Genomic DNA, 26,808 nt, shown 5'->3' on the forward strand with positions numbered 1-26,808 from the left:
GCCCTCGTGGCCGTCGTCGTGAAAGGAAGTCCTGTGGGACCCAAGCCGCCGTACCTCGATCCCGAGCTGCCCGTAGCGGAGCGGGTCGCCGACCTCCTGGGGCGCATGACGCTGCCCGAGAAGGTCGGCCAGATGCTTCAGCTCAACGCCAAGGAGGGGGTGCGGCACCTCGTCGAGGATCTGCACGCCGGCTCGATCCTGCACGCCTCGCCGGAGCGGGTGCGCGAGGCCGCGGCGCTCACCGCGAGGACCCGGCTGCGTATTCCGCTGCTCGTCGCGGAGGACTGCATCCACGGGCACTCCTTCTGGGAGGGGGCCACGATCTACCCGACCCAGCTCGGGATGGCCGCCACCTGGGACCCGGAGCTGGTGGAGCGGATCGCGCGGGCGACGGCGGTCGAGGTCGCGGCGACCGGGGTGCACTGGACGTTCTCGCCGGTGCTCTGCATCACCCGGGACCTGCGGTGGGGCCGGGTGAGCGAGACGTTCGGCGAGGACCCGTTCCTGATCGGCGAGTTGGCGTCCGCGATGGTGCGCGGCTACCAGGGCGACGGCCTCGACGACCCGACGGCGATCCTGGCCTGTGCCAAGCACTTCGCCGGGTACTCGGAGACCCAGGGCGGCCGGGACGCCAGCGAGGCCGACATCTCGCGGCGCAAGCTGCGCTCCTGGTTCCTGCCGCCGTTCGAGCGGGTCGCCAAGGAGGGCTGCCGGACCTTCATGCTCGGCTACCAGTCGATGGACGGCGTGCCGATCACCGTGAACAACTGGCTGCTCAACGAGGTGCTGCGCGGCGAGTGGGGCTACACCGGGACGCTGGTCACCGACTGGGACAACGTCGGCCGCATGGTGTGGGAGCAGAAGGTCTACGCCGACTACGCACAGGCGTCGGCGGCGGCGGTCCGCGCGGGCAACGACATGGTGATGACCACGTCGAACTTCTTCGAGGGGGCCCAGGAGGCGGTCTCCCAGGGCGAGTTGACCGAGGCGGAGATCGACGCCGCCGTACGCCGCATCCTGACGCTCAAGTTCGAGCTGGGCCTCTTCGAGAACCCGCGTCACCCCGACGCCGCCCGGCAGGCCGAGTTCATCGGCAGCGCGGCGCACGCCGAGCTGAACCTGGAGGCGGCCCGCCGCTCGCTGGTCCTGCTGACGAACGACGGCACGCTGCCGTTCGCGGGCGGCCTGGAGGCGGAAGGGGAGGGGCGAGCCACGGGGCCCGGTCCCCGTACGGTCGCGGTCATCGGCCCCAACGCCGATGACGCGCAGACCCAGTTGGGCGACTGGGCGGGCTCCTCCGGCCAGGCCGACTGGCTGCCGGACGGCCAGCCGCGCGCCATGATCCGTACGGTCCTCGACGGCTTCCGCGACCGGGTGCCCGCCGACTGGACCGTCGCGTACGCGCCGGGAGCGCGGATCCTGGATGTCGGGCCCGATCCGGAGGGGGAGTTCTTCCCGGACGGCCAGCCCCGCCCGGAGGTCGTCCACCCGGCCTCTCCGGACGCGGAGTTGATCGCCGAAGCCGTCGCCGCCGCCGAGGCCGCCGACCATGTGGTGGCCGTCGTCGGCGACCGGATCGAGCTGGTCGGTGAGGGCAAGTCCACCGCCACGCTCGAACTCGTGGGCGACCAGGTCGCGTTGCTCGACGCGCTGGCGGCCACGGGCAAGCCGCTCGTCGTCGTGGTCATCAGCTCCAAGCCGCTGGTGCTGCCGCCGTCCGCGCTCGGGGCGGCGGCGATCGTGTACGCGGCCAACCCGGGCATGCTCGGCGGCCGGGCCATCGCCGAGCTGCTCCTCGGGCTGATCGAGCCGACCGGCCGGCTGCCGCTGTCCTTCGCCCGGCACGCGGGCCAGCAGCCGACGTACTACAACCAGGTGCGCGGCCAGCACGGTTCGCGCTACGCGGACCTCACCCAGCGCCCGGCGTTCGCGTTCGGCGAGGGGCTGAGCTACTCGACGGTCGCCTACACGGACCTGGAGGTGCTGACAGCGGTGGTCGACGAGTCGGAGACCGTACGGGCGCGGGTCACGGTGACCAACACGGGGACGCGGCCCGCGCTGGAGACGGTGCAGGTGTACGTGAGCGACACGGTGACGTCGGTGACCTGGGCGGAGAAGGAGCTGAAGGCCTACCGCCAGGTGGAGCTGGCGCCGGGGCGGTCGAGCGAGATCCTCTTCGAGCTCCCGGCGGCCGACTGCACGCTCGTGGACGCGGCGGGCGCCCGCATCGTCGAGCCGGGCCGCTTCGAACTGCTGGTGGGCCCGTCCTCCCGGGACGAGGCGCTGCTGCGGGGGGAGTTCACGGTCAAGGGGTGAGCCCGGGACCGTGACGGCCGAGCCGCCGATCGAGCCGCCGATGGGGCCGCCCCGCGCCTGACCGCGGGAGCGGTCCCATCGGTGATGTCCGGGCCCGCGGACGTCAGCGGACTCAGCGGACTCAGCGGACCTCGTAGAAGTCCACGTTGTGACGGTTGACCTTGATACCGAGCTTGACGAAGCCGCCCTTGCCGTCCTCGCCGCCGTACTTGCCCCAGTACTGGCAGTGCAGCCCGGTGTCGGTCTCCTCGTCCACGGCCTTGGCCACCGGCAGCTCCTCGCAGGAGAGCTTGCTGATGTCGCTGCGGCCCTTGTACGAGGTCCAGAGCCGCTCGTAGGCGGCCTTGGCGACCAGAAGGCTCTGCTTCGGGGTGCTGTTGTAGAACGTGATGAAGCTGCCCGGCTTGTACTTCTCGCTGATCTTGATCTCGTACGGGATCGTCGCGTCCTCGTAGGTCACGTTGCAGATGCTGACCGCGCTGGGCTTCTGCGTCACCCCGTCGGGGCAGTTCGCGCTCGTCTTCCCGGGGACCTTGACCCGCCCGAGCACCTCCTCCTGGAGCTTGTGCTCGACCTGCTCGGTGAACGACGCGCCGTTGGCGGGCTTCGGGGTGACCTTGAGCTTCGGGTCGGAGCTGGACGCGAGGACGTCCGGCTGCGGGCCGGTCACCGGGACCGCGAGGTCCGCCCCGGGCTCGGGGGCCTTGGCCTCCTCGCTGGGAGCCTGGCCGGCGGAGCCGACCGACTCGGCGGAGCGGGGGGAGTCGTCGCTCGACGAGGAGCCGCAACCGGCCGCCAGAATGCCGACGGCGGCCAGCCCGATGAGGTTCTTGGAGATACGCATAAAGGGAGCCTAAGTTGCGCCTGTGACAACCCTGTGTGGCCGATGGGGCTGACGGAGGCCCTGAGTGGAGCGGCCAAAAGGTACGTGAAGTGTGAGAATGGGGCGTTCCGCTTTGCGAAACGTACGTTCCGTGACCTTGATGGTGGCTCAGTCGAGAAGGACCCGTGGCCCGACTGTGACGGTCGGGCTCCGTGTTTAAGCCGCAGGGCCGTCGGCGGAGCTCCTGGCGGACCTCGTCAGCTTGTACAGGTCCCAGGAGTCCGGGTCGCCGATGTACTGGTAGAGGGTGGGCCGGCTCTCCGTGCCGCCGATGTTCCAGGTGTCGTACGAGCACGCGTCGAAGCTCACGTCGACCCCCTGCGACCAGGGGTTCGCACCGGGCTCGAAGGTCCAGGTGCCCTGCCCCGTACAGCTGTTGCGGGAGTCCTGCGCGTCCTCCGGGTCGTCGTCGTACACGTCCATGACGTCGAGTGCCTCGTCGTCGACGTCGGCGGCGGTGACCCGGCCGTCCGCGGTGAAGGTGAGGGTCCCGCCCTTCCCGTCGGACCAGCTGCCGACGATGTCCGCCGAGGTGAGCGCGGGCGGACGGTACTCCTGGAGCAGCCCCGTCGCCAGGCCGGTGCCGCCGAGGACGGCGGTGAGGACCACGGCGGCGACGCCCCACAACGTCACCCGCCCGAAGATCCGTTGCCGGCGCGACCGCCAGAGCAGGGCCGGAACGGTGAGCGCGGCCGTGGTCAGCGACCAGCCCGCAGCGACGGCGGCGGGATCCGCACCGCCGGACAGGGCGACGACGACTCCGACGAGGACGAGGGAGACGGCCCCGGCCACCACCGGAACCCGCCACCACGCCTCGCGCCCGCCGAACCGGTGTCCCAGTACGTCGCTGAGCCAGGCGGTCGGGAAGACGAGGGCCACGGACAGCGCGGCCGCGGCGATGGTCGTGAACACGGCGATGACGGGCAGGAACAGCACGAGCATCGCCGAACCGCCGACGCCCGTGTTCGGAGACTCCCGTGTGATGCCGTACACGGTGCTCACGACGAGCGCGATCGCCGCTTCCAGGTGCAGGACCAGGATCGACAACAGCAGGGACAGTCCCCAGAGTCGCTTCTTCTCCACCGTTCGGTCCCCCTTGCGCACAGTGATGCACGCGGCACGCCCGGGTGGGGCGGCAGCTGTGGTCATCGTGCCAGAGCTGTTTGAACGCGTTCAATGCGGGGTTCGCGGCGCGGGGCGGTGCGTGTGCGGCGCACGGGCGGTGATCCGGCGGTGCGCTCGTCGGGTCGGACAAGGGGTGAGTGCGGGGCGAGCGTGGGGCGCATCCGGGGCGTGCAAAGAAGAAGCGTTTCCGCGTGCGGGTATTCGCCCGTACGGGTGTGGCGCGGCCGTCCGGACGGCGGTGGGGCGAGCACAATGGGGCGGCGGTTCGTGCAGAGGCGCGCAGGCCCCTCTCCCGCACCTTGCGCTCAAGGAGGACCGGTGGCGGAGAGCTGGACGGTTCAGCGGACCGGGCCCGGGGATGCCGCGCGTACACAGGCGCGGGAGCAACTTCTGGAAGCAGCCCGGGAGTTGTACGGCATCAACGGATACCGGGCGACCGCCGAGCACGATGTGTGCGAGGCGGCAGGTGTGCCGGTCGACGTGCTGCGCCAGGAGTACGGCTCCAAGGAGGGCCTGCTCATCGCCCTCCACAACCGGGTCACGACGACCGGGCTGCGGGCGGCGGAGAGCGCCCTGCTGGCCGAGGGCATCGAGGAGTGCTCGATCGCGGAGCGGGTCCGGCGGCTCTTCGACGCGTATGTGGAGGCCGTCACCCGCGATCCGCGCGAGGCCCGCGTGACGTTCGTCGAGGTGCTGGGGGTGAGCGCCGTGGTGGACGAACACTGCAAGCTCTGGCGGGCGTTGTGGACGGAGTTCCTGACCGGGGAGGCCGAGCGGGCGGTGGAGCGCGGCGAGGCGGAGGACCGGGACCACCGGGTCGACGTGATGGTGATGGTCGGCACGGTCCACGAACTGATGGCCCACCACACCCGCCGCTGCCGCCGGGCCCGCCCCGGGGAGGTCTCGGGGGAACTGACCCAGCTGGCGCTGTCGATGCTGGGATCCCGGTCGGCGGAGGAGCCGGCGGGGTGAGCCGGAGCGGCTGGAGTTCCGGGGCGAGGCGGCACGCGCCCGGGTACGAGAGCCGGAAGTCACGAAGGGCGGGCGCCGATCAGGCCGGCAGGGCCTGCGCCGGAACCTGACCCCCCCGCGTACGGCCCGCCCAGCCCCCACGCCTGGTGCATCGCGTCGGCGAAGGCGGCGGCGAGGAGGTGTTCGCCGGTCGGGCCGGGGTGGGTGCCGTCGTACGTGTCCGTGTGGATGTCGTACGCCGTGGGGTGCGAGGCCAGCAGGAGCGGGGAGGACGGTTCGTCGAGGTCGGCTACGGCCTTGGCGAGGAGTTCGTTGAAGTGGGCGCAGGAGGCGGCGAAGGGGGCGTCCGTCTCGGCCCGGATGTTCGGTATCACCGGGAGCAGCACCATCCGGATGTGCGGGTTGGCCGTGCGGGCCGCCGTGACGAACGCGCGGGCGTTGGCCGCCGTCTGTTCGGCGTCCGTGTAGAACCCGAGGTCTATCAGGCCGAGCGAGACCAGCAGGACGTCCGCCTCCGTCCCGCGCACCGCGTCCGCGATCACCGGGGCCATGTGCAGCCAGCCCTCACCCCAGCCGGCCAGGTGCCGACGGGCGGCGGGCGGGAAGGACGGGTCGGCGTACGCGTGGGAGACCGGGGCGTTCGCCCCGATGTCGTACAGCGTCGTGCGCGGGCCGACGATCTCGTACCGGAGGCCGGGGAACGTCTCGAAGTGCTGCCACAGCCGGTAGCGCCAGGTGAAGTCGCCGGTGGCGCCGATGGTCATGGAATCGCCGACCGGGAGAAAACGCATGGCGTCATCATGGCCGATCACGGCTCCGGCCTGCGACGTGACGATGGACACTTGGGTCATGCGCTCGTATCCGACCGGCCCGGCGGGCCGCGCCGCCGCCGCTCTCGCCGCCTGCCTCGCGGTCCTTGTCCCGCTGTTCGCCGGGGCCGGCCCGGCCGTGGCCGACGACGGGCGGCCCGACCGTGACTTCACGATCGAGGACCCCCGCATCACCGAGTCCAGCGGCCTGGCCGCCAGCCGCGCGCACCCCGGCGTCTACTGGACGCACAACGACAGCGACGACGGCCCCTACGTCTTCGCCGTCGACTCGCGCACCGGGAAGACCCTCGCCACCATCACCATGAGCGGGGTGGGGGAGCCGAGGGACGTCGAGGGCATCTCCATCGGGCCGGACGGCGACATCTACGTCGGTGACATCGGGGACAACCTGGACGGCACCTGGAGCCATGTCTGGATCTACCGTTTCCCCGAGCCGAAGACGCTCCGGGACGCCACGGTCAGGGCCACTCAGTACGACGTGCAGTACGCCGACGGGGCCCGCAACGCCGAGGCGCTGATGGTCCACCCGAAGACCGGCCGCGTCTACATCGCCTCCAAGAACGAGGACGGCGGCGGCCTCTACGAAGGGCCTTCCAAGCTCACCGCCGGGTCCATGAACACCTTCCGGCGAGTGGGCGAGGTGCCGTGGGTGACGGACGGGGCCTTCTCGCCCGACGGGACCCGGCTGGCGCTGCGCTCGTACTTCAGCGCCCGCGAGTACGCCTTCGAGAAGGGCCGCCTCGGTGCGGAACGGCCGGTCGCCGCACCGTTTCAGCGGCAGGCGGAGTCGGTGACCTACACGGCGGACGGCTCGGCCCTGATGTTCGGCTCGGAGGGGGCGCGCAGCGGTGTCGTCCGGGTGGAGGTGAAGGGCGGCCCGGGGAACGGTTCGGATTCCGGGTCCGGGTCTGGCTCCGGGGCTCCCTCGAAGGGCGGCGACCAGGGACGCGCCGGCACGGCGGGTGACGGCGACGGCGGGGGCGACGGCAATGTGGCGCTCGGGGCCGCCGTCCTCGTCGGAGTGGGGGCCCTCTGGCTCGCACTGAAGCGGCGGCGCGGACAGGGGAGCGCGTAGCGGGGCCCCGGTGGGGGGCCGGTGGGGGCCGGTGCGTGGGCGGGCTCAGGTGCCGTCCGTCACCGGGCACCCGTGGGCGGGCTCAGCTGTCCTCCGTCACCGGCCACACCTCGTAGTGCAGCGTCTTGTCCCGCTTCAGCCGGTGCGCCAGCGGGACGAGCACGCCCTGCACGACCGGGTACTTCCGCGACAGCATCCGCGCCGCGTGTGTGTTCTCCTTCGTGCCCGGCCGCAGCAGCCGTGCGTGCGCCCTGATCTGCGGTCCGGTGGGTCTGCCCCGGACCGTGCAGGGGGCGATCTCCACCTGCGGGTGGTTGCGCATCCGCTCGACCTTCCAGGCGGAGGAGAACGTGCGGATGAACGCGTGATCGCCCTCGACGACGATGTTGACCGGTGTGCCGACGGGGGTCCCGTCCTGCCGGTGGCTGCTCAGCAGGACGGCGTACTGCTTCACGAAAGGAGCGAGCTCCGGGCTGGCGTCCATATATCCATTGGGGCACGCGCCGGGGTCGCTGTCATGTCCTGGCCGCTGTCCCTTCCGGCGTCCGGTCGGCCGTCCGCTCCGCGACCAGGGCCTCGAAACCGGCGATCAGCCGTTGCAGCCCGAACTCGAAGTGGTCGAACTCGGCGCTGAAGGTGTCCTCGGCCATCCCCGCCATCATCGGGTACGCGCCGCTGAGCATGGCCCGCTCCAGGTAGGGGCGCTGGCTGTCCCAGAACTCCTCGTCGCTCAGCCCGGTCTGCGCCACCGCCTCCGCCGCGTCCCCCTGGGTGCGGGCGAGGCCCTCCACGAAGCTGTTGACCGTGATGATCACGCCGATCAGCTCGGGGTCCCGCAGGCCCATGCCGCGCAGACCGGTGAGCGAGAGTTCCAGGCCGCGCAGGGCGCTGGGGCCGAGCACCGTACGGGCCTGGTTGATCTTCAGCAGCCAGGGATGGCGGCGCAGGTTGTCCAGGTAGGTCCTGGCCATGGCGTTGACCGCCGCCCGCCAGTCCTCGGGGGCGTCGAGGGCGCCGGAGGGACCGGGACGGTCCGGCTCGGCGGACAGCGGTTCGCCCAGCACCCGGTCGAGCATCAGGTCCAGGAGTTCGGCCTTGCCGGGGACGTACCGGTAGAGCGACATCGTGCCCGTGCCGAGCTCGGTGGAGAGCCGGCGCATGGAGACGGCGGCCAGCCCCTCCGCGTCCGCGACGGCAATGGCGGCCGTGACGATCCGGTCCAGTGTGAGGCCCGGTTTGGGGCCTCGGCTGGGGCGCTCCCCGGTGCCCCACAGAAGCTCCAGGCTGCGCGCGATGTCGCCGCTCCCGGTGGCCGTGCCGTCCGTCGCCGCTGTCGATCCGTCTTTCGCCATGGGGTCAGCGTAGTGCTCCGGAAGAAGATTGGGTACACCGTACCCGCATGAGAGTACGCCGTACCCAATCTAGGGTACGGTGTACTCAATTAACTTCCGGCCAGTCGGAGGGACGGCCGGAGAAACGGCCGGAGAAACAGGGGGGTCATGCCATGGCCATGTCTAAAACCGCGTCCGGGTACGCGGTGCTCGCCGAAGGGGTTGTGAAGCGGTACCGGGGGCGGAGGAAGGGGGCCACGGAGAAGCGGGCGCTCGACGGATTCGACCTCGCCGTCCGCCCCGGCACCGTCCACGGCCTGCTCGGCCCGAACGGGGCCGGCAAGACGACCGCCGTGCGGGTCCTCACCACGCTCCTGCGGTACGACGCGGGCCGCGCCGAGGTCGCCGGGCTCGACGTGGCCCGCGAACCCCGCCGCGTACGGAGCCGGATCGGGCTCACCGGCCAGTACGCGGCCGTCGACGAAGGCCTCACCGGGCGGCAGAACCTGGAGATGTTCGGGCGGCTCTTCCACCTCGGGAACCGCCGGGCCCGGCAGCGCGCCGGGGAACTGCTGGACCGGTTCGACCTGACCGAGGCCGCCGACAAGGGCGCCAAGGAATACAGCGGCGGCATGCGGCGACGGCTCGACCTCGCCTCCTCGATGATCCTTTCCCCCGACGTGCTCTTCCTCGACGAGCCGACGACCGGGCTCGACCCGCGCGGCCGGGGCGAGGTCTGGGACGCGGTCCGGGCCCTGGTGGCGGGCGGTACGACGGTGCTGCTGACCACGCAGTACCTCGACGAGGCGGACCGGCTCGCCTCGCACATCACCGTCATCGACCGGGGGCGGGCCATCGCCGACGACACCCCGGACGCGCTGAAGAACCGGATCGGCGGCGACCGGATCGAGGTGGTGGCCGCCGACGCGGGACACCTCGCGGCAGTGGCGAAGGCCGTCGACCGGGTGGCCGGCGGCGGGCTCGTCGTCACGGACGCCCCCGCCCGCCGGGTGCACGCCCAGGTCGCCGACCGGGTGGCCGCACTCACCGAGGTGGCCCGGAGCCTCCAGGACGACGGGATCGCGGTGGAGGACATCGGGCTGCGCCGGCCGAGCCTGGACGACGTGTTCCTGCGCCTGACCGGACACGGCGCGGACGCTGACGAACAACCCGAGCAGCACCACGACGCACGAGAGGCGGCGGCAGCGTGACCACGCTCGAACAGCACCCCGCGGGGACCGACGTACCCGTACCCCGCGACCGGAACCCCGCCTACTGGGCGGTCTCCGACTGCTGGAACATCACCCGCCGTACCCTCACCGGCTATCAGCGCTACCCCATTGCCATCGTCTGGCAGCTCGGCTTCCCGATCCTCTCCGTCCTGCTGTACGGGTACGTCTTCGGCAGCGCGATGAAGGTGCCCGGGGGCGGGGACTACCGGGAGTTCCTGATGCCCGGCATGTTCGCCATGACCATGACCATGGCCATGGGCTTCATGAACACCGCCGTGGCCGTCGTCACCGACGCAGACAAGGGAGTCGTCGACCGCTTCCGGTCCATGCCGATGGCCCCCTCCGCCTTCGCCTCCGGACGCGGGGCGGCCGACCTGGTGGTGGCCGCCGCCGAACTGACCATCCTGGCCGTCACGGCGCTGGTGATCGGTTGGCGCGCGGGCGGCGGAGTGGTGGCGGCCCTCGGCGCGTTCGGACTGCTCCTGCTGCTGCGGTTCAGCCTGATCTGGGTGGGCGTCTGGCTCGGCATGCTGGTTCCCACCCCGGAGGCGGCGGGCGGCCTGTACGCGGTCGCGTTCCCCGTCACGATGATCTCCAGCACCTTCGTGGCCCCATCCCTGATGCCCGGCTGGCTGGGCACCGTCGCGGCCTGGAACCCGATCTCCTCGACCGCGACGGCCACCCGCGAACTGTTCGGCAACCCGGTGGCGGGCGGCGGCACCTGGGTGGAGGAGCACGCGCCGCTGATGGCCGTGGTGTGGCCGATCGTGATCACGCTGGTGTTCCTGCCGCTGGCGGTCCGCCGCTTCCAGCGCCTGAGCCGGTGAAGGCCTGAGCCGGTGGGGTCCTCTGAGCCGGTGAAGGCCTGAGAAACGCGTACGCCGGATCGAGGAGGCGCACGTAGGGTCGGGCCGTGTCCACTGTCGCGCCCCTGCCCTTCACCACCGCCCGCCTCGACGCGCTCCCCCTCGATCCGGCGTACGCCGAGGAGATGGCGGCCGTCCTCGCGGACCCTGCGCTGTACGTGTTCACCGGGGGCGGCCCGCCGGACCCGGCCGCGCTGCGGTCCCGGTACGAGCGCCAGTCCGCCGGTTCGCCGGACCCCGGCGAGCTGTGGTGGAACTGGGTGCTCCGGATCCGCGCCGACGGCCGCCTCGCCGGATACGTCCAGGCGACCGTACGGGGACCCCGGGCGGAGATCGCCTGGGTCGTCGGGCATCCGTGGCAGGGCCGGGGCTACGCGAGCGAGGCGGCCAAGGGCCTCGCGGCGCACCTGGCCTCGGCCGGGGGCGTCCGGACGCTCGTCGCCCATATCCACCCCGACCACGCGGCGTCGGAGTCGGTGGCATCGGCGGCGGGGCTCGCGCCGACGGGGGAGTGGGAGGACGGCGAGCGGCGATGGGCGGGCAACCCGCCCGTTTCGGGGGCCTGTTAGGGCCTGCTGGGGCGAATGATCTCGCTCGGGTCCCGCAGCCAGACCTGCTGGCCCCGGCCGGTCACGGTCAGCCCGAACTGCTCGGCCTCGGGTCGCCCGACCGCCTCGTACTCCCACCAGGCCTGCTCGATCTCCTCCCACAGGAACCCGGGCCCGTACTGCCACACCTCCTCCCCCGTGGCGGCTGTCGCGGCGGCTCCGTTCTCGCGGGTCGCCCAGACCTGGACACCTTCAGCGGTGGCCTGGTGGATGAGCCGCACGCCGGGCAGTCGAGCCCCCGCATACAACGCGAACCCGAGATCGAGGAGCCGGGCGGGATCCAGCCCTGCGGCTCGCGCCCGCCCCTTCCCCCGAGCCTTGTGGAGATCGGGCACGCGGTGGGCTCGCATCGGCATGTATGTGGCCCCGCCGCAGAACGGGCCGGTCGCGGTGCCGTCGTCCCGGACGCGGAGCTGGACCAGAGCACCCGACCAGAACTCCCGGGCGAGCGGAGCCACGACGACCCCGCCGGGACGCATCTGCCGGAGCAGCGTGTACGGGACGTACCGCAATGCGCACGTCGCGATCAGCCGATCCACGGGCCCCAGACCGGGCCAGGGCTGTTCCCCGTCGCCGACGCGCAGGTGCGGCCGGTATCCGGCCTGCGCGAGAGCTTCCTCCGCCTGCCGGGCCACGACCGGGTCCAGCTCGATGCTGTGGACCAGACCGTCACCGAGCCGCTCGCAGAGCAACGCGGCCACGTATCCCGTCCCGGTCCCGATCTCCAACACCCGCTGACCGTCCCCGACATCGAGCAGTCCGAGCATCCGGGCCACCATCGAGGGCATCGAGTTCGACGACGTCGCCACACCGGGCCCGCCCTCGACCCCGTCGTCGAGCTGCGTGACGACCGGCTCGTCACTGTTCACCAACGCCAGCCACGCATCCGTCCCCACGACCGGCTCACACCGATCGGGGAGTTGCCGCCACACATCCGCCGGAACGAACCCACTGCGCGGCACAGCGTCGAACACCCGCCGCCACCGGGCAGTAAGCAGCCCACGATCGGCCAACTCCTGTACCAGGCCCGGGTAGGTAGGCACCTCCTGTGCGGTGCTCACCACTGCGGGAAGAGCTGAGGGCGACTGCCGTCGGGAGACGGCTTCGGCTCCTGGGGCGGCGTCCACGGTTTGTCCGACGGCGGTCCACCATGCTTACCGGCCTCGACAGGTACGGGATTGGTGGTCATCGTCCATCTCCTCTGATCGATGCAAACTGACTGGCTCGCGAGGCGGTGAAGCCGGTAGATGCCGTACGGCGGAAAGAGGTCGCCCCGACGCGGACAGCCGCCCTCGGCACACGCCCGGCACAACAGATTCCCGGCCAGCCTCGGTCCGCCGCACGGCGGTGACCGGCGCGCGCCAACACGCCCCATACGTAAGGACATCCGTTAGCGACAGGTGGCGCAGGTCGTGGTGTGGCCAAGAAGTCTGCGGTAGGTAGCTTCCGGCCAGGGTGACGGCGTGGTCAGCGCGCTCATGGCTCTTCCTTCCGGCAGGTGTGGGCAGGAGCGGCAGGCGTCCGCGTAGCCATGACCAGCACATTAGAGAGCCGAGGAGCGGATGCGGTGGGCGATTGCGCCGGGTTGCGAATCTCGCTCGACACGTTGAGCGCAGTTGATCAATCGAGTTCCAGCGACGCCCGCGCACGACCGATCAGACGCCGCGCCTGCGGCCCCTGGACCGCGGCTTCGGCCATCAGGTCCCATGCCCGCTCATACAGAACGACGTTCTCCTCGTCGTCGAGCCACATCTCGGTGTTGATCGTTTCGACGATCACGCGACGCCGGTCATAGATCCAGAACCCGTGGCCCGGCGCACGCCGCAGCTGTGCGCCGAGGGGAATCACACCGATCTCGACGGTGTCGAGGCCGATCAGCCCGGCGAGGCGGTCCAGCTGTGCGGCCATGACCTCGCGGGGGCAGGTCAGTACGTACAGTGCCGCTTCCCACACCACGAACCGGAAGAGCTTTCCGGCCTCGTACAACGCCTCTTGACGGCGCATACGCGCCCGGACTGCTGACTCGACGTCCCGAGGGATCCTGCGGAACTCGGCGTTTGCCTCGAACGTGTGCCGGGCGTAGTCCGCAGTCTGGAACAGGCCCGGAATGCGGGACACCTCCACACCCCGGATGAGCTGCGTAGCCGCTGTCTCGGTGACGGCCAGCTCTTGGCGCGCCCGATGACCACCGGCGAGTTGCCGTCGCCACGACCGGTACTGCGATTCCAGCCCGACGAGCCGCCCCCGTAACTCGGTTGCCACGTCAGGCCGCCCCACCGCCTGGGACCATTCCGTGAGGTCCCTCGCGGTGGGGGTCTGTTTCCCGGTCTCCAGGCGCGAGACCTTCGAGCGTTGCCAGCCAAGGGCCTCGGCCACGCCCTTGCCGTTGAGACCGGCTTCGCTTCGTAGCTCGCGGAGCCGAGCTCCGAGAGCGACCCGCGCGGTTTGGAAGTCGGTGCTCACCCGGTCGAAGCTACCGCTTTCGCGAAGGCCACGGTGCTTGTCGCGTGGTGCCAGGCCGCGTCTCGCGCCTGGCATGCGAGAGCGACCTCGGCCGGGTCCTCGCTGAGGATGACGCCGAGCGTCGTGTCGTCCTCGTCGAAGACGAACCGGGCGACCAGCCGGGAGTCGAACACCCAGAAGTCGTGGTCCGGCAGACCAAGTCGGGCCGCCTGAGGACGTGGCAGATTCCGGATGTCCTCACCAGCAGCCACGTTGCCGTGGCCGCTTGCCAGAAGGAATCGCTGCCCCTCGGTAAGAGGCTGGTCAACGAGCCGGACCCGCTCGAACCGCTTCCCCTCAGCTGTCTGCGCCCGGACGTTCTCGCGCCATGCGTTGTCCGGTTCAGCCGAGATGTCCGCGCCGCTCTTCCATCGTCCCCACTTCGGACCGTTGCGGTCAGAGGCGTATCCGCGCCGCGTTTCCAGCCGGAACGCGGTGTGCTTGAACTGGTGGAACAGCGGGGCGATCTCGGAGAACGGCACCATCTCGGGATCGGTGGTGCGTGGGGCGAAGCGGACCAGGAGGTCGCGTGGCACCAGCACAAATGTCTCGCTGTCCTTCACATCGCGGAGCTGGGCAAGCTGATCGGGATCGGTCACGCGGTTGCCCTGGACAAGGATGTCGGTGGTGCCCTCGACCTCGTAGAGAGTGGGGCAGTCTCCGTCGTCGCTGGTGGTACCGAGGAACCTGAGGAGCGTCATAGTGCCCTCCGTCGCTGAGTGCGGGCATCCAGGATGCGGCGAAGTGCCCCCGGGCCGCCGTTGGATTGCGCGGAATTGCAGATCGTCATCCAGGGAGGGGAGTTGCCTGCAATTGACGGTAGGTGAGCACTGGATGAGCGTCCCGAGTTTGGCGGGGCACTCCGAGTCGGTCCGGCCAAGTGCCTTACCGACCCCGAAGCTCGGGTCCCAAGCTGCAGGCCTCGGGGCCGGCGGGTCACTCTTCCGGGGGTACGTGAATGGGGCCCGGCCCGAAGCTCGGGTCCCGGGACACGGGCGTCGGGATCCGAGCTTCGGGATCCGAGCTTCGGGGTTCGAGCGCCTTCTTTAACCGGCGGGTAGATACAGGGTGGTTGGGGAAAACCTCCCTACCTCCCTACCCCGTCACGGCGAGCAAGTATGACTAATCGTGACAGCTTGCGGCGGAGCGTCACGACTGCTTACGGTGCGAGAACCAAGCGACCCCGACACGGTGTGTAGGAGCACCAGGCCGGGGTCTCACCGCACGATCGAGAGAAGTCGATCCCGTGGCTACCCAGCACATTAGCTCTGCCCTGCCTGCCCCCGCACGCTCCCCCTCGTACCCGATGGCCAAGCCCGGGTACGGCAAACGCTCCGCCCCGGACCAACGCCCCCGCGCACCCCATGACTTCGTCCTGCTGCCGACGCGTGAGCGGTACGTCGCCGGGTTCGTCGACCACCTCCCCGAAGGTGCCGCGATGAGCGTCAAGCAACTCGCCAAGCAACTCCCGCTCTACGGGCAGCAGGCCATCTCCACCGCCCTCACCGCCCTGTCCGTCGCCGGGCATCTGCGGCGCGTACGGTGCCCCGCCGTCGGCGCGGGCGACGAGACCCGCTGGGTCTTCCGCACCTTCTGGTCCCGCACCGCCCACGACAACGAGTGGTGGAACACCTACCTCGCCACCGAGAAGGCCGCCCGGACCGTCGACTCCGCACCGGACACCCCGGCGTCCGACACCCCGGCGTCCGGCACCCCGGCGTCCGGCACCCCGGCGTCCGACACCCCGGCGTCCGACACGGCGCTCCCGCCCCTCTGGGGCCCGGCCGAGGAGCCACCGCCCGCCCCGGACCCCGGTACGGAACAGACCCCCGAACGCCCCGCCGTACCGCAGCAACGCACCCCGGACCAGGCGCCGGCACCGGAATCCGAGCCCGTGCCGCCCGCCCCGGAAGCAGCCCCGGACGCCGAGCCCGCGCCGCCCGCTCCGCCTGCCCCGGGCGCGGTTCCCGCGACGCTCCGTGCCCCCGAGGACGGCCGGTCTCCCGCCTACCTCGCCCTGGCCCGCCTCGGCCGCGAGGACCACCGCCTGGGCCTCTCCGCCGACGACTGCGCCGCCCTGGAAGCGCAGGCGACGGAATGGCTCGCCCGGGGTGTGAGCGTCGACTACCTGACCGGCGCCCTCACGGCAGGGCTTCCCGCCCAGGTCGACAGCCCCCTCGGCTTCGTCCGCCGCCGTCTCGTCGACAAGATCCCACCCCGGCTGCCCACCACGGAGAGTCCCTCACCCGGCAGCCCTGCCCCAGCTCGCCGCATCCTCATGGAATGCACTGACTGCGGGCGCCCCGGCCGGCCGGAAGCCCTCCCCGACGGACTCTGCCGCCCCTGCCGCGAAGCCCACTCCATGGGCGAGGAGAACGCGATTCGCACCGCCGAGATCGCCGACGTCAAGCTGCGCATGAGCAACCTCCGCGAACTGCTCAAACCCGTCTGAACCTGCCTCGCAAGCCCGTTTGTACGACGCGCCGGTGTCCGGAGCCGGTCAGTCGGGCTGCTTCTCCATGTGTGCGAGGACGCGGCTCGCGATACGGGAGAGGGCGTCCAGCTCTTCCTGCGTGAGCGCGTCGATGAACAGCCGCCGGACATGTTCGACGTGCAGGGGTGCGGCCTCCTCGATCGCCTCCCGGCCGGCCGGGGTGGCGACGATGAACGCTCCTCGCCCGTCGTCGGGGCAGTCCTCCTTGGCCACCAGTCCGCGCTTCGCCATCCGGGCCACCTGGTGGGACATGCGGCTCTTCTCCCACTCCACCAGTTTGGTGAGGTCCATGAAGCGCATGCGTCCGCCGGCCTCGGTGAGTTTGGCCAGCACGATGTAGTCGGCGGGGGACATCCGGGAGTCTGCCTGGACCTGGCGGGAGAGCCGTCCGATGAGCTTCTCCTGCATGCGGATGAAGCTGTCCCAGGCGGCCTGCTGTTCCGGGGTGAGCCAGCTGGGCGTCGCGTTCATGCGAGGAGCGTAGCGAGGCGGTCCGGCGCGTCTCCACCGGAGCCTCGGGGTTCGCACCAAGTCTCCCGCGCAAGGCAGTGGTTGACGCATCAACCACTCATGCCTAATGTGGATGACACGTCAACCATCTGGTGGAGGGGAACCCCATGAGCACCCAGAACAAGGCCGGGCTCGACGCGCTGCTGACGCCCGAGGAGAGCGTCCTGGTGCTGATCGACCATCAGCCGTTCCAGGTCGCCAACCTGAACAGCCACGAGCCGACGATGATCGTCAACAACGTCGTCGGCCTCGCCAAGGCGGCGAAGGCGTACAGCGTCCCGACCATCCTGACGACGGTGCTGGCGGAGCGCGGCGGCCACTTGATCCAGGGTGTCCAGGACGTGTTCCCGGAGCAGAAGCCGATCGACCGGACGCTCATCAACACCTGGCAGGACGAGCGCGTCGTCGACGCCGTCAGAGCGACCGGTCGCAGGAAGCTGATCCTCGCCGGGCTCTGGACGGAGATATGCCTGGCGATGCCGGCCATCCAGGCGGTGGGTGAGGGGTTCGAGGTCTACGCCGTCACCGACGCGTCCGGGGGCGTGTCGGCCGAGGCCCACGACATGGCGGTGCGGCGCATGGTCCAGGCGGGCGTCGTGCCGATCACGTGGCTGGCCGTGATGGCCGAGTGGCAGCGCGACTGGGCCCGCGAGGAGACGATCACGGGGGCCATCGAGGTGCAGGCCCAGCACGGCGGTGCCTCGGGTGTGGCCTTCGCCTGGGAGACGCAGCTCCTGGCCGGCCGCGACCGGAGTGCCGCCTGACGCCGGGGCGGAAGGCCTGACGGGCCCTTGGGGGATGTCCGGCGGACCGGGGCCGGACACCCCCTAGGTTGATGCGTCATGACCACCCCCGATCTGTCGCCCGACTTCCTGAACGCCACCCGGAACTCGTACGACTCCATGGCCCCCGCCTACGTCGATTTCGCCCGTGACGAGTTGGCTGCCAAGCCCTTGGAACGCGCGCTGTTGAGTACGTTCGCGGAACTGGCGGCGGCGGGTGGCGGCGGTCTCCCGGTGGCCGACGTCGGCTGCGGTACGGGCCGGGTGACCGCACATCTGCATGAACGGGGCCTGGGGCTCGACGTGTTCGGGATCGACCTCTCCCCGCAGATGGTCGCCGTGGCCCGGCAGGAGCACCCGGGCCTGCGCTTCGAGGAGGGCTCCATGCTCGGCCTCGACCTGCCGGACGCCTCGCTGGGCGGGCTGCTCGCCTGGTACTCGACGATCCACGTCCCGGACGAGGAACTGCCCCGCGTCTTCGCGGAGTTCCACCGCGTGCTCGCCCCGGGGGCCCACGTACAGCTGGAGGTTTCCCTCGTCTTCCACCGGCGGCAGCCGGAGCGGATCGCCGAGCTGCTGCGGGCGGCGGGCCTGGAAGTGGTGTCCCGGGTGTGGCGGGAGCGGGAGACGGACGGGCCGTTCCCGGAGCGGGCGCCGCAGGGGTTCGTCCTGGCGCGGAGGCCGATTGTCAGTGGTGGCTGTGAGGATGGGGACATCAGCACAACGGACTGACCGGCACACGGATTGAGGGGGATCCCATGGGCGCCTGGGACATCGGCCACTTCGACAACGACACCGCGGCCGACTTCGGCGGCCGGGTCGACGACGCGGAGACCGGGAAGAAGGCGGATGTGCTCCGGGGCGTTCTGACCGCCGTCGCGGACACCGGGCCGACGGACTATGTGGACGGCGGGGAGGAGGCGGTGGCCGCCGCCGCGCTGATCGCCGCCCAGTGCCCCGGCGGTGAGCCCGTCACCACCGCGTACGGTCCGAAGGAGCCCCTCCCGCCGCTCCCGGCCGACCTGCGCCCGCTGGCCGTCCGCGCCCTGGACCGCCTCACCGCGAAGAACGCCGAGCCGCTGGACCTGTGGGCGGATGCCGGTGCGGACCAGGAGTGGCTGGCGGGGATAGCCGCGCTGCGGGTGGTGCTGGCGGGCGCGCCGGGGGAGTGAGGCCCTCCTCACGTGGCGGCCGGAGGACTCAGGTGGTGGTCGGGTAGCTGCCCGTCGCGCCGTCGATCAGCTCGCGCACGATGTCCATGTGTCCGGCGTGCCGCAGCAGGTCCTCCAGCATGTGGATGAGCACCCACCGCATCGACACGACCCGCCCGTCCCACGCGGTGCCCGTCGTCTCCAGATCCGTCTCCCGGATCGCGGCGTCGGCGGCCGCCCGGGCGCGGGCGTAGAAGGCCAGGATGTCGGCGGTCGTCTCGTCCGGGCCGACGGTCATGTCCTCGGTCGCCGTGTCGAACCAGAAGTTCTCGGTCGCCCGGCCGAACGCCGCGCAGAACCAGCCGTATTCGACGGTCGCCAGATGCTTCACCAGGCCGAGCAGATGGGTCCCGGTCGGGGTCATGGGGCGGCGCAGTTGTTCGTCGTCCAGCCCGTGCAACTTCCACAACACGACATCGCGGTGGCGGTCGAGGCTGATGTGCAGGCTTTCCTTCTCGCCGCCGGTGTACGGGACAGGGGGGACCTGGGACACGTGGGTCATGGGGGAACTCATGGGCGCACCCTAGTGGTGGACGCCGGGGCGCGTCCTCAGCGTTTCGGGCTGCCCGCGCGCACGATCTCGTCGACGTCCAGGGCGACTTCGGCGCCGATGGAGGCGGGCAGCGGGGCTTCCTGGCCGGGGGCGTAGACCTCGTGGCGGTCGTAGCCGCCGGGGAGCGGCTCGGTCAGGACGTGGACCCGGCCGTGCTTGCGGTCGACGATGACGTACACCGGGATCTTGGCCTGGGCGTAGGCGGTGACCTTGTGGTGGAAGTCGGTCCGGTAGTTCTCGGAGGTGACCTCCAGGACCAGCCGGAAGCAGGCGGGGGCGTAGCAGTTGTTCTCGATCAGGTGCTCGTCGAAGTCGGCGTCCACGATCGCCAGGTCGGGGATCACGTAGTCCTCGGCGCCGCTGGGGAGCCAGAGGCCGATGCCCTGGAGGACTTCGACTTCGGTGTCGCCGTCGCTGAGGCCCGCGGAAAGGAGCGGGAGCATGACCGTGGTCAGCGCGTCCGCATGGGGACCGTCCCGGAGCGGCGCAACGGTGATCATGCCGTCGATGATCTCGACCCGGTACCCCGGAAGCCGGTCCATGAGCCGGTTCGCCGCTTCGATCAGCGGTTTCGGCTCATCGGCGCAGGGGTGGTCGACTGATGCCGTGGGCATGGCGGGCCTCCTGTGCGAGAGGGTGGCGCAGAAACGGCCCGGCACACCGTGTGGGTGCCGGGCCGTCTCCGTACAGCAGTGGAGCCGTGAGCGGGTAAGGGCTACAGCTTGTCGATCACGTAGTCGATGCACGCCGTCAGCGCCTGCACGTCCGCCGGGTCGATCGCCGGGAACATCGCCACGCGCAGCTGGTTGCGGCCCAGCTTGCGGTACGGCTCGGTGTCCACGATGCCGTTGGCGCGCAGCACCTTGGCGACGGCCGCCGCGTCGATCTCGTCCGCGAAGTCGATCGTGCCGATGACCTGCGAGCGCTTCGCCGGGTCCGTGACGAACGGGGTGGCGTACTTCGACTCGTCGGCCCAGGTGTAGAGGTGGCCGGAGGACGCGGCCGTGCGGCCCGTCGTGAAGTCCAGGCCGCCCTGGGTGTTCATCCACTTCAGCTGCTCGTTCAGCAGGAAGAGGGTGGCCAGCGCCGGGGTGTTGTACGTCTGGTTCTTGAGCGAGTTGTCGATCGCCGTGGGCAGCGAGAAGAACTCCGGGATGTGCCGGCCCGAGGCGTGGATCCTGGCCGCGCGCTCCAGCGCCGCCGGGGAGAACACGCCGATCCACAGGCCGCCGTCGGAGGCGAAGGACTTCTGCGGGGCGAAGTAGTAGACGTCGGTCTCGGTGATGTCGACCGGCAGGCCGCCCGCGCCCGAGGTGGCGTCCACCAGGACCAGCGCGTCCTCGTCGGCGCCCGCGACGCGCTTGATCGGGGCCGCGACACCCGTCGAGGTCTCGTTGTGGGTGAAGGCGTAGACGTCGACGCCCTCCTCGGCCCGCGGGTCCGGGTGGGTGCCCGGGTCGGAGGCGATGACGGTGGGGTCGGACAGCCAGGGCGCGAGCTTCGCGGCCTTGGCGAACTTGGACGAGAACTCGCCGAAGTTCAGGTGCTGGGACTTCGAGTCGATCAGACCGTGCGTCGCGACGTCCCAGAAGGCGGTGGAGCCGCCGTTGCCCAGGATGACCTCGTAACCCTCGGGGAGGGAGAAGAGGCTGCGGACGCCGTCCCGTACCTCGCCGACCAGGTTCTTGACCGGGGCCTGGCGGTGGGACGTACCGAGGAGAGAGGTGCCGGTGGCGGCCAGCGCGTCGACCGCCTCCGTCCGCACCTTGGAAGGACCGGCGCCGAAGCGTCCGTCGGCGGGCTTGATGTCAGCGGGAATCTGGATGTCGGCCACGGGACGGAGCGTAGTCCCTCGGTGGCACGGCTTCGTAACCGTGTCCGTCCGATGAGACGTGCGCTCCGGCCCGTGGACGCCCGTGACATGGACCGCCTACGCGTCGCCGCCGAACGGGCAGCCCAGCTCCACCGGTAGCTCGTACAGGTCGTTCTGCGTCACGATCGGCTTGTTGCGCAGCTCCGAGGCCGGGACCGCCAGGTCCAGTTCCGGGAAGCGCTCGTAGAGGGCGGGGAGCGCGATGCCCGCCTCCAGGCGGGAGAGTGCCGCGCCGGGGCAGACGTGCGGGCCGTGGCCGAAGGCGATGTGGCGGTTCGGGGTGCGGGTGGCGTCGAACTCGCCCGCCGTCGGGCCGTACTGCTCCTCGTCCCGGCCCAGCGCGCCGAACGAGATGATCAGGCCCTCGCCCTTCGGGAGGGTCTTGTCGCCGACCTCGATGTCCTCCGTCGCGAAGCGGATCAGTACGTGCGAGGTGGGGGTGTTCCAGCGGAGCGTCTCCTCGATCACGCCGTCCCAGCCGATCTCGCCGTTGAGGACCTTCTTGCGCTGCTCCGGGTGGGTCTGGAGCGCCTCGACCACGTTGACGATCAGGCTGATCGTGGTCTCGTGTCCGGCGGCGATGATCAGCTGCAGCGTGTTGACGATCTCCTCGTCGGTGAGGTGGTCGCCGTTCTCGGAGGCCGCGATCAGGGCGCTCGTGAGGTCGTCGCCCGGGTTCGCCCGCTTGGAGTCGACGATCTTCGTGAAGAGCGTTCCGAGGTCCGCCATCATCTGCGGGACCTCCTCCGGCGGCGTCTGCGTCGAGAAGAACTTCTCGAACAGCTCCTTCAGTCGCGGATGATCCGCCGCGTCCACACCCATCAGCTCGCTGATCACGTTCATGGGGAGGGGGTAGGCGAACTCCGCCTTCAGGTCTACCGGGTCCCCGGCCGGGAGGGCTGCCAGCTTCTCCAGGCTCGCGTTCGTCAGCGCCTCGATCCCGGCGCGCAGCCGCTCCACCCGGCGCACGGTCAGCGCCTGCGCCACCAGCGTACGGAGCCGGCGGTGGTCCGCCCCGTCGACCGTCAGCATCGAGCGGCCCGGGTTGGCCAGGCCGATCAGCGGCCAGTCCATCGGTATCTCGCCGCGCTGCCAGGCGCCCCAGACGTTGATGTCCTTGACCACCCGGCTGTCGGTGAGCAGCGCGCGGGCCTCCGCGTGGCGGGTGACCGCGTACACGTGTACACCGCCCGGCAGCTCCACCTCGGCCAGCGGGCCGGCCGCTCGCAGCGCGGCGCTCTCGCCGTCGAGGTCGGTGACGAACGGGTCGAGCGCGATGCGGGTCATACGGGGCCTCCGTGGCTTCCGGGTCTGCCGAGGGCGGGCGTGGGCGTGAAGGTCACCGGCAGGTCCGTCAGACCGCGCAGCCACGGTGACGGGCGGCGGGTGAGCTGCTCGGCGGGGACGGCGAGGTCCACGTCGGGCAGCCGGTCGAGCAGGACCTCGATACCGGTACGGGCGATGACCTCGGCGGTCTCCTGGGCCGGGAACGGGCAGCGGTGCTCGCCGTGGCCGAAGGAGAGGAAGGCGTTGTTGCCGCCGGTCAGCGCCGAGGCGTGGGTCCGCACCTGCGGGTCGCCGTTGGCGGCGGCGATCCCCAGGAGCAGCAGGTCGCCGGCGCGGATGTGGCGGCCGCCGATGTGGGTGTCGCGGGCGGCCCAGCGGCCGGCCACGTTCTGCGTCGGGGTGTCCTCCCAGAGGACCTCGTTCATCGCCTCGGCGACACTGTGCCGGCCGCCCGAGAGCGAGGCGGCGAACCGGTCGTCGGTGAGCATCAGGCGCAGCGAGTTGCCCATCCAGTCGGCGGTCGGCTGGTGACCGGCCGCCATCATCACCATGAGGTCCTGGGCGACCTCCTCGTCGGTGAAGCCGCCGGTGTCGCCGAGCATCCGGGTGGCCACGTCGTCTCCGGGCTCGGCGTGCTTGTCCGCCAGGAGCTGGAACATCGAGGTGGCGAGGTGCTGCTGTCCGGCGAGCGCCCGCTCCCGGCCGTCGATCATGTCGTTGATCGAGTCGGCCAGCGGGTGGGCCTCCTCGTCGGAGAAGCCGTAGATCCTGGCCAGGACCAGGGCGGGGAGCAGCTTGGCGTACTCCGCGATGATGTCGACCGAGCCCTTGGTGCAGAACCGGTCGACCAGCTCGTCCGCGAACTCCTCCGCGTACCGCTTCAGGGAGAACGGGTCGACGCCCTCCAGCGCGTTGCTGATCATCATCGCGCGGACGCTGTGGCGTTCGCCGACCGTGTAGAGGATCGAGGGCTGCTTGCGCCCGATCATCGGCAGCAGCGGCCAGTCGTCGGGGATGCGGTCCCACTGGTTCCACAGGTCGGAGTCCCGGCTGAAGAGGACCGGGTCGCCGGTGACCTGGTGCAGTTCGCGGTAGCCGAGGACGAGCCAGGCGGGCACGTCGCCGTCCAGCACGACCGGGGCGATCGCCCCGTGGTCGCGCCGCATGTCGCGGTAGAGCTGGACGGGGTCGCTCTGGAAGCGGGGTCCGGACAGGGGTACGGACCCGTGGGTGACGGGGCAGCCGGAGGCAGTGGTCACGGGGCGGGCTCCGGGGTCGGGCCGGCCGCCGCCAGGGCCGCCTCGGGGGCGGCCGCTGCGGAGGCGGTCGTTCCGGGGGTGTGGAGGCGGGCGGCGGAGAGCGCGGCGAGGTGCTCGACGAGCGTGATGAGCACGTATTTGCTGGACGAGCGGTCGCGGGCGTCGCACTCCACCAGCGGTACGTCCTCCGAGAGGTCCAGGGCCTCCCGGATCTGCTGCTCGCTGTGGAGCGGGCCGCCGAAGTCGTTGCACGCCACGATGAACGGGGTGCCGTGGTGCTCCAGGCGGTCGATGGCGTACCAGGAGTCGGCGAGCCGGCGGGTGTCGACGAGGACGACCGCGCCGAGCGTGCCGGAGAACAGCCGGTCCCACAGGAACCAGAAGCGCTCCTGTCCGGGCGCGCCGAAGAGATACAGCACGGAGCGTTCGTCGAGCGTGATCCGGCCGAAGTCGAACGCCACGGTGGTGGACGTCTTGGCCTGGACGCCGTCGAGGTCGTCGACGGCCTCGCCCGCGCGGGTCATGGTCTCCTCCGTGTTGAGCGGACGGATCTCGCTCACGGATCGGACCATGGTGGTCTTGCCGACCCCGAAGCCGCCGACGACAACGATCTTGAGTCCGTTGTCGGCCGTCGAGCTCAGGGCGGCGCGGTCAGAGGTTGCGGAGTCCAACGAGCACCTGTTCCAGGATGTCGGGGTCGGGGAGCCGGTCCGCGACACGGGCTGTACGGGGGTGGCGGGCGCTGATCCGGCCGGTGTCGAGCAGGTCGCACAGCATGATGCGGACGATGCTGACCGGCAGGTTCAGGGTCGCGGCTATTTCGACGACGGCGGTGGGGCCCTGGCACATCCGCAGGATCGCGACGTGCTCGGACTGCATCCCGGGGGCCGGATCGCACTCGGCGACGACGAGCGTCACCAGGTCGAAGGCGGCGGAGTCGGAACGGCTGCGGCCACCGGTGAGGGTGTACAGCCGGTCCGGATCGTCGTCGCGGCCCGGTCGGGGGCGGGGTGCCGTCGTCATCCGGCCGGAACCTCCGCGGGGGTGCGCGGCGGTGCGACGAGGTGTTCGCCGAGCTGCTCGACGAGCTCGCTCATGTTGTGGCCGACGAGGCCCACGTCGGAGTCCTCGTCGGCGACGACGGCCAGGTGCGCCCCGGCCCCCGCCTCGACGATGAACAGCACGCCGCCGTAGAACTCGGCCATCGCGGACCGTACGCCGCCGGTGCCGTCGCCGAACTCGATGGACGCGCCGTGCGAGAGGCTCTGGATCCCGGCGGAGATCGCGGCCAGCTGGTCCGCCTGGTCGACGGAGAGCTCGGGGGTGCGGCACAGCTTGAGGCCGTCGCGGGACAGGACGAGGGCGTGGCGGGTACCGGGGGTGCGGTCGAGCAGCCCCTCCAGCAGCCAGTTGAGCTTCTCGTCGGTGGTCGCGGTCATCGGGTGTTGCCTTCCGGGTGCGTGGAGTTGGCCCGTACCGCCTTGCTGAAGGTGCTGAAGCGCGCTGCCTGGACCTTCGGGTCGGTGGTACGGGCCCGGGGGGTTTCGGCTCCGCCGGGGGTGGCGTTGCCGGTACGGGCTTCGGCGGCGGCCAGCGTGCGGCCGCGGCGGCGCTTGGGCAGGCCGCTCTCGCCGAACGCGGGCACGGTGCCGGTGGACTCGGACTCCGAATCCACCGAAGAGCCCGAGGGCTCCGAGGACGTCGGCTCCGCCGCCGGGGTCAGGGGCGTGGAGGCGTCGTCCGCGGTGAGGGACCTGGCCGCGGGGGCGGCGTCGGCGGTGTCCGATCCGGCGGCCGAGGCGTGCGAGGGCTCCGGCTCGGCGGGGGCGGTCACCTGGTGCGTGGCTGCTTGGGCGGGGACCGTCGGAGCCGTCGCGGCCGTCGGAGCCGTAGCGGCCGGGACCGGGGCCGGGAGCGTCGGGGCCGGTGCGGTCGCGCGGGAGATGAGGTCCTGAGGGAGCATCATCAGCGCGCCGGTGCCGCCCCGGGCGGACGGCCGGAAGGAGACGGTCAGGCCGTGCTTACGGGCCAGCCGGCCGACGACGGCGAGCCCGAGGCGGGTGCCGGAGAGGTTGGTGAGGTCCTGGTGGTCGGCGGAGACGGCCCGCTCCGCGCGGCGCAGCTGCACCTCGCTCATGACGAGCCCGCTGTCCTCGACGGTGATGACGATGCCCGCCGGGACCTCTTCCACGTACACATGGACCTCGGCGGTGGGCGGCGAGAAGTTGGCCGCGTTGTCGAGGAGTTCGGCGAGCGCGTGCATGACGCCCTCGGCCGCGTGACCGGCGATGGCGACATCGCTGGTGGAGTGCAGACGGACCCGCTGGTAGCTGCCGATCCGGCCCATCGCGCCGCGCAGGATCGACTCCATGACGATCGGCTTCGCCCAGCGCCGGCCGGAACGGGCCCCGGTCAGCACGGCGATGGAGTCGGCGAGGCGGCCCGCCTGGGCGGTGCGGTGGTCCAGGTGGAGCAGGTCCCCGAGCACGGACTCGTCGGAGTGCCGGTGCTCCATCTCACGGAGGTCGGCCAGCATGCTGGTGGCCAGGGCCTGCATCCGCCCGGCCGCGTTGGCGCAGGCGGCGACGGCCGCGGAGCGCTCGGTCTCGGCACGGGTGGCGCGGGCGGCCAGCCGGTCGGCGGTGACGGTGAGGCGGGCCTGCTCGGCGGCGGCGTCCGCGGCGATCCGCTCGTTCTCGGCGCGGGCCTCGGCGGCGACCCGGGCGGTCTCGGCGGAGGCGGCGCCCTTGATCCTGGCCGTCTCCGCGGTGAAGCGCTGGGCCTCCATGGCGGAGGCGGAGACCAGGCGCGAGGTCTCGGAGGTGAACCGCTGGGAGTCGGCGGCCCGCAGGGCGCGCAGCGTCCGCGCCGTCCCCAGGGTGTGGACGGTGACGGCCACGCAGACGCTCAGCAGCACGGCGGCTGCGCCCGCACCCCAGGCCAGCGGGGTCCGTACCGAGTCGGGGGCCGCGGCGACGCCCCACAGGGTCAGCGTGCCGGTTGCGGCTGCCGAGATCAGCAGGGCGAGTGCGGTGGGCCGGTGTGAGGGGCGCAATCGGAGTCCTCGGTGGCGGACGGTGCGGGACGGTGGGGAGGCGG

Annotated in this window: 28 protein-coding genes; 10 read left to right on the forward strand and 18 right to left on the reverse strand. The window is 71.2% G+C overall.

The features are described from left to right. Nucleotides 1–33: 33 nt before the first annotated feature. Nucleotides 34–2,316, forward strand: a complete 2,283-nt coding sequence (locus ACIQPT_RS21135; protein WP_401157424.1) for a glycoside hydrolase family 3 N-terminal domain-containing protein — start codon at nt 34–36, stop codon at nt 2,314–2,316. A 121-nt stretch (nt 2,317–2,437) separates the two neighbouring features. Here ACIQPT_RS21135 and ACIQPT_RS21140 read toward each other — a convergent pair whose 3' ends face one another. Next, on the reverse strand, nt 2,438–3,160 hold the full coding sequence (locus ACIQPT_RS21140; protein WP_401157425.1) for a hypothetical protein: 723 nt from the start codon (nt 3,158–3,160) through the stop codon (nt 2,438–2,440). A 195-nt stretch (nt 3,161–3,355) separates the two neighbouring features. Next, nucleotides 3,356–4,282 (reverse strand): hypothetical protein, encoded by a 927-nt coding sequence (locus tag ACIQPT_RS21145; RefSeq protein ID WP_401157426.1) that lies wholly within the window; start codon nt 4,280–4,282, stop codon nt 3,356–3,358. A gap of 360 nt (nt 4,283–4,642) precedes the next feature. Between ACIQPT_RS21145 and ACIQPT_RS21150 the strand changes: the two genes are divergently transcribed. Then, nucleotides 4,643–5,296, forward strand: a complete 654-nt coding sequence (locus ACIQPT_RS21150; RefSeq protein WP_401157427.1) for a TetR/AcrR family transcriptional regulator — start codon at nt 4,643–4,645, stop codon at nt 5,294–5,296. A 59-nt stretch (nt 5,297–5,355) separates the two neighbouring features. On the opposite strand, the gene ACIQPT_RS21155 is transcribed toward ACIQPT_RS21150, so the two are convergent. After that, nucleotides 5,356–6,147, reverse strand: coding sequence for a GDSL-type esterase/lipase family protein (locus ACIQPT_RS21155; RefSeq protein WP_401157428.1), 792 nt, complete (start codon nt 6,145–6,147; stop codon nt 5,356–5,358). On the opposite strand from ACIQPT_RS21155, the gene ACIQPT_RS21160 reads away from it, so the two are divergent. Next, nucleotides 6,146–7,201, forward strand: a complete 1,056-nt coding sequence (locus tag ACIQPT_RS21160; protein ID WP_401157429.1) for a WD40 repeat domain-containing protein — start codon at nt 6,146–6,148, stop codon at nt 7,199–7,201. The two genes, ACIQPT_RS21155 and ACIQPT_RS21160, sit on opposite strands and share 2 nt — an antisense overlap. An 82-nt stretch (nt 7,202–7,283) precedes the next feature. Here ACIQPT_RS21160 and ACIQPT_RS21165 read toward each other — a convergent pair whose 3' ends face one another. Both ACIQPT_RS21165 and ACIQPT_RS21170 read right to left on the reverse strand, forming a co-directional pair. Further along, on the reverse strand, nt 7,284–7,685 hold the full coding sequence (locus ACIQPT_RS21165) for a PPOX class F420-dependent oxidoreductase (protein WP_401157430.1): 402 nt from the start codon (nt 7,683–7,685) through the stop codon (nt 7,284–7,286). 31 nt (nt 7,686–7,716) lie between these two features. Continuing rightward, nucleotides 7,717–8,553, reverse strand: a complete 837-nt coding sequence (locus tag ACIQPT_RS21170) for a TetR/AcrR family transcriptional regulator (protein WP_401157431.1) — start codon at nt 8,551–8,553, stop codon at nt 7,717–7,719. A gap of 158 nt (nt 8,554–8,711) precedes the next feature. On the opposite strand from ACIQPT_RS21170, the gene ACIQPT_RS21175 reads away from it, so the two are divergent. The 3 genes from ACIQPT_RS21175 (at nt 8,712) to ACIQPT_RS21185 (ending at nt 11,199) form a co-directional block, all read left to right on the forward strand. After that, entirely contained in the window at nt 8,712–9,743 is a 1,032-nt protein-coding gene (locus ACIQPT_RS21175; RefSeq protein ID WP_401157432.1) for an ATP-binding cassette domain-containing protein, read from the forward strand. Next, nucleotides 9,740–10,591 carry an ABC transporter permease gene (locus ACIQPT_RS21180; protein WP_401157433.1) on the forward strand — a complete coding sequence of 284 codons (852 nt, stop codon included), beginning with the start codon at nt 9,740–9,742 and terminating at the stop codon, nt 10,589–10,591. The genes ACIQPT_RS21175 and ACIQPT_RS21180 overlap by 4 nt, the downstream gene beginning before the upstream one ends. 86 nt (nt 10,592–10,677) lie before the next feature. Further along, entirely contained in the window at nt 10,678–11,199 is a 522-nt protein-coding gene (locus ACIQPT_RS21185) for a GNAT family N-acetyltransferase (RefSeq protein WP_401157434.1), read from the forward strand. Here ACIQPT_RS21185 and ACIQPT_RS21190 read toward each other — a convergent pair. The 3 genes from ACIQPT_RS21190 to ACIQPT_RS21200 all read right to left on the reverse strand — a co-directional run bounded on the left by ACIQPT_RS21190 (nt 11,196) and on the right by ACIQPT_RS21200 (nt 14,441). Further along, nucleotides 11,196–12,299, reverse strand: coding sequence for a methyltransferase domain-containing protein (locus tag ACIQPT_RS21190; protein WP_401157435.1), 1,104 nt, complete (start codon nt 12,297–12,299; stop codon nt 11,196–11,198). The two genes, ACIQPT_RS21185 and ACIQPT_RS21190, sit on opposite strands and share 4 nt — an antisense overlap. 559 nt (nt 12,300–12,858) lie before the next feature. Next, entirely contained in the window at nt 12,859–13,701 is an 843-nt protein-coding gene (locus ACIQPT_RS21195) for a helix-turn-helix domain-containing protein (protein WP_401157436.1), read from the reverse strand. Next, nucleotides 13,698–14,441 (reverse strand): DUF6879 family protein, encoded by a 744-nt coding sequence (locus ACIQPT_RS21200; protein ID WP_401157437.1) that lies wholly within the window; start codon nt 14,439–14,441, stop codon nt 13,698–13,700. The genes ACIQPT_RS21195 and ACIQPT_RS21200 overlap by 4 nt, the downstream gene beginning before the upstream one ends. A 605-nt stretch (nt 14,442–15,046) precedes the next feature. Here ACIQPT_RS21200 and ACIQPT_RS21205 point away from each other — a divergent pair. Beyond that, nucleotides 15,047–16,192, forward strand: coding sequence for a MarR family transcriptional regulator (locus tag ACIQPT_RS21205; RefSeq protein ID WP_401157438.1), 1,146 nt, complete (start codon nt 15,047–15,049; stop codon nt 16,190–16,192). Nucleotides 16,193–16,240: 48 nt separating this feature from the next. Here ACIQPT_RS21205 and ACIQPT_RS21210 read toward each other — a convergent pair whose 3' ends face one another. Continuing rightward, entirely contained in the window at nt 16,241–16,705 is a 465-nt protein-coding gene (locus tag ACIQPT_RS21210) for a MarR family winged helix-turn-helix transcriptional regulator (RefSeq protein ID WP_401157439.1), read from the reverse strand. 146 nt (nt 16,706–16,851) lie between these two features. Between ACIQPT_RS21210 and ACIQPT_RS21215 the strand changes: the two genes are divergently transcribed. From ACIQPT_RS21215 to ACIQPT_RS21225, 3 genes are all read left to right on the forward strand, one after another. After that, the gene (locus tag ACIQPT_RS21215) at nt 16,852–17,508 is read left to right on the forward strand and encodes a hydrolase (protein ID WP_401157440.1); all 657 of its coding nucleotides are present in this window, start codon (nt 16,852–16,854) and stop codon (nt 17,506–17,508) included. Nucleotides 17,509–17,586: 78 nt separating this feature from the next. Continuing rightward, nucleotides 17,587–18,258 (forward strand): class I SAM-dependent methyltransferase, encoded by a 672-nt coding sequence (locus ACIQPT_RS21220; RefSeq protein ID WP_401157441.1) that lies wholly within the window; start codon nt 17,587–17,589, stop codon nt 18,256–18,258. A gap of 26 nt (nt 18,259–18,284) precedes the next feature. Next, nucleotides 18,285–18,698 (forward strand): DUF4259 domain-containing protein, encoded by a 414-nt coding sequence (locus ACIQPT_RS21225; RefSeq protein WP_401157442.1) that lies wholly within the window; start codon nt 18,285–18,287, stop codon nt 18,696–18,698. 28 nt (nt 18,699–18,726) lie between these two features. Here the strand turns inward: ACIQPT_RS21225 and ACIQPT_RS21230 are convergent, their stop codons facing one another. The 9 genes from ACIQPT_RS21230 to ACIQPT_RS21270 form a co-directional block, all read right to left on the reverse strand. Continuing rightward, complete coding sequence (locus ACIQPT_RS21230; protein WP_401157443.1) at nt 18,727–19,251, reverse strand: DinB family protein; 525 nt, start codon at nt 19,249–19,251, stop codon at nt 18,727–18,729. 35 nt (nt 19,252–19,286) lie between these two features. Continuing rightward, the gene (locus ACIQPT_RS21235) at nt 19,287–19,904 is read right to left on the reverse strand and encodes a Uma2 family endonuclease (protein ID WP_401157444.1); all 618 of its coding nucleotides are present in this window, start codon (nt 19,902–19,904) and stop codon (nt 19,287–19,289) included. A gap of 101 nt (nt 19,905–20,005) precedes the next feature. Next, nucleotides 20,006–21,124, reverse strand: coding sequence for a phosphoserine transaminase (serC, locus tag ACIQPT_RS21240; protein WP_401157445.1), 1,119 nt, complete (start codon nt 21,122–21,124; stop codon nt 20,006–20,008). A gap of 96 nt (nt 21,125–21,220) precedes the next feature. Continuing rightward, a complete protein-coding gene (locus tag ACIQPT_RS21245; RefSeq protein WP_401157446.1) occupies nt 21,221–22,450 on the reverse strand; it encodes a cytochrome P450 in 1,230 nt (409 codons plus the stop codon). Then, nucleotides 22,447–23,709 carry a cytochrome P450 gene (locus ACIQPT_RS21250; protein WP_401157447.1) on the reverse strand — a complete coding sequence of 421 codons (1,263 nt, stop codon included), beginning with the start codon at nt 23,707–23,709 and terminating at the stop codon, nt 22,447–22,449. The genes ACIQPT_RS21245 and ACIQPT_RS21250 overlap by 4 nt, the downstream gene beginning before the upstream one ends. Beyond that, on the reverse strand, nt 23,706–24,380 hold the full coding sequence (locus tag ACIQPT_RS21255) for a GTP-binding protein (RefSeq protein ID WP_401157448.1): 675 nt from the start codon (nt 24,378–24,380) through the stop codon (nt 23,706–23,708). Before ACIQPT_RS21255 ends, ACIQPT_RS21250 begins: the two co-directional genes overlap by 4 nt. Next, on the reverse strand, nt 24,361–24,732 hold the full coding sequence (locus tag ACIQPT_RS21260) for a DUF742 domain-containing protein (RefSeq protein WP_073740608.1): 372 nt from the start codon (nt 24,730–24,732) through the stop codon (nt 24,361–24,363). The genes ACIQPT_RS21255 and ACIQPT_RS21260 overlap by 20 nt, the downstream gene beginning before the upstream one ends. Then, a complete protein-coding gene (locus ACIQPT_RS21265) occupies nt 24,729–25,148 on the reverse strand; it encodes a roadblock/LC7 domain-containing protein (protein WP_401157449.1) in 420 nt (139 codons plus the stop codon). Before ACIQPT_RS21265 ends, ACIQPT_RS21260 begins: the two co-directional genes overlap by 4 nt. After that, complete coding sequence (locus tag ACIQPT_RS21270) at nt 25,145–26,764, reverse strand: ATP-binding protein (protein WP_401157450.1); 1,620 nt, start codon at nt 26,762–26,764, stop codon at nt 25,145–25,147. Before ACIQPT_RS21270 ends, ACIQPT_RS21265 begins: the two co-directional genes overlap by 4 nt. Nucleotides 26,765–26,808: the final 44 nt, after the last annotated feature.

This window comes from Streptomyces sp. NPDC091289 (assembly GCF_044757365.1).
GTDB lineage: Bacteria > Actinomycetota > Actinomycetes > Streptomycetales > Streptomycetaceae > Streptomyces.

Bases quoted from the DNA above. Each gene is read 5' to 3' on its own strand.
- ACIQPT_RS21225 (WP_401157442.1), top strand. From the start codon at position 18,285: ATGGGCGCCTGGGACATCGGCCACTTCGACAACGACACCGCGGCCGAC.
- ACIQPT_RS21220 (WP_401157441.1), top strand. From the start codon at position 17,587: ATGACCACCCCCGATCTGTCGCCCGACTTCCTGAACGCCACCCGGAAC.
- ACIQPT_RS21140 (WP_401157425.1), bottom strand. From the start codon at position 3,160: ATGCGTATCTCCAAGAACCTCATCGGGCTGGCCGCCGTCGGCATTCTG.
- ACIQPT_RS21165 (WP_401157430.1), bottom strand. From the start codon at position 7,685: ATGGACGCCAGCCCGGAGCTCGCTCCTTTCGTGAAGCAGTACGCCGTC.
- ACIQPT_RS21230 (WP_401157443.1), bottom strand. From the start codon at position 19,251: ATGAGTTCCCCCATGACCCACGTGTCCCAGGTCCCCCCTGTCCCGTAC.
- ACIQPT_RS21265 (WP_401157449.1), bottom strand. From the start codon at position 25,148: ATGACCGCGACCACCGACGAGAAGCTCAACTGGCTGCTGGAGGGGCTG.
- ACIQPT_RS21160 (WP_401157429.1), top strand. From the start codon at position 6,146: ATGCGCTCGTATCCGACCGGCCCGGCGGGCCGCGCCGCCGCCGCTCTC.
- ACIQPT_RS21260 (WP_073740608.1), bottom strand. From the start codon at position 24,732: ATGACGACGGCACCCCGCCCCCGACCGGGCCGCGACGACGATCCGGAC.
- ACIQPT_RS21215 (WP_401157440.1), top strand. From the start codon at position 16,852: ATGAGCACCCAGAACAAGGCCGGGCTCGACGCGCTGCTGACGCCCGAG.
- ACIQPT_RS21245 (WP_401157446.1), bottom strand. From the start codon at position 22,450: ATGACCCGCATCGCGCTCGACCCGTTCGTCACCGACCTCGACGGCGAG.
- ACIQPT_RS21205 (WP_401157438.1), top strand. From the start codon at position 15,047: ATGGCCAAGCCCGGGTACGGCAAACGCTCCGCCCCGGACCAACGCCCC.
- ACIQPT_RS21155 (WP_401157428.1), bottom strand. From the start codon at position 6,147: ATGACCCAAGTGTCCATCGTCACGTCGCAGGCCGGAGCCGTGATCGGC.
- ACIQPT_RS21170 (WP_401157431.1), bottom strand. From the start codon at position 8,553: ATGGCGAAAGACGGATCGACAGCGGCGACGGACGGCACGGCCACCGGG.
- ACIQPT_RS21235 (WP_401157444.1), bottom strand. From the start codon at position 19,904: ATGCCCACGGCATCAGTCGACCACCCCTGCGCCGATGAGCCGAAACCG.
- ACIQPT_RS21175 (WP_401157432.1), top strand. From the start codon at position 8,712: ATGTCTAAAACCGCGTCCGGGTACGCGGTGCTCGCCGAAGGGGTTGTG.
- ACIQPT_RS21200 (WP_401157437.1), bottom strand. From the start codon at position 14,441: ATGACGCTCCTCAGGTTCCTCGGTACCACCAGCGACGACGGAGACTGC.
- ACIQPT_RS21210 (WP_401157439.1), bottom strand. From the start codon at position 16,705: ATGAACGCGACGCCCAGCTGGCTCACCCCGGAACAGCAGGCCGCCTGG.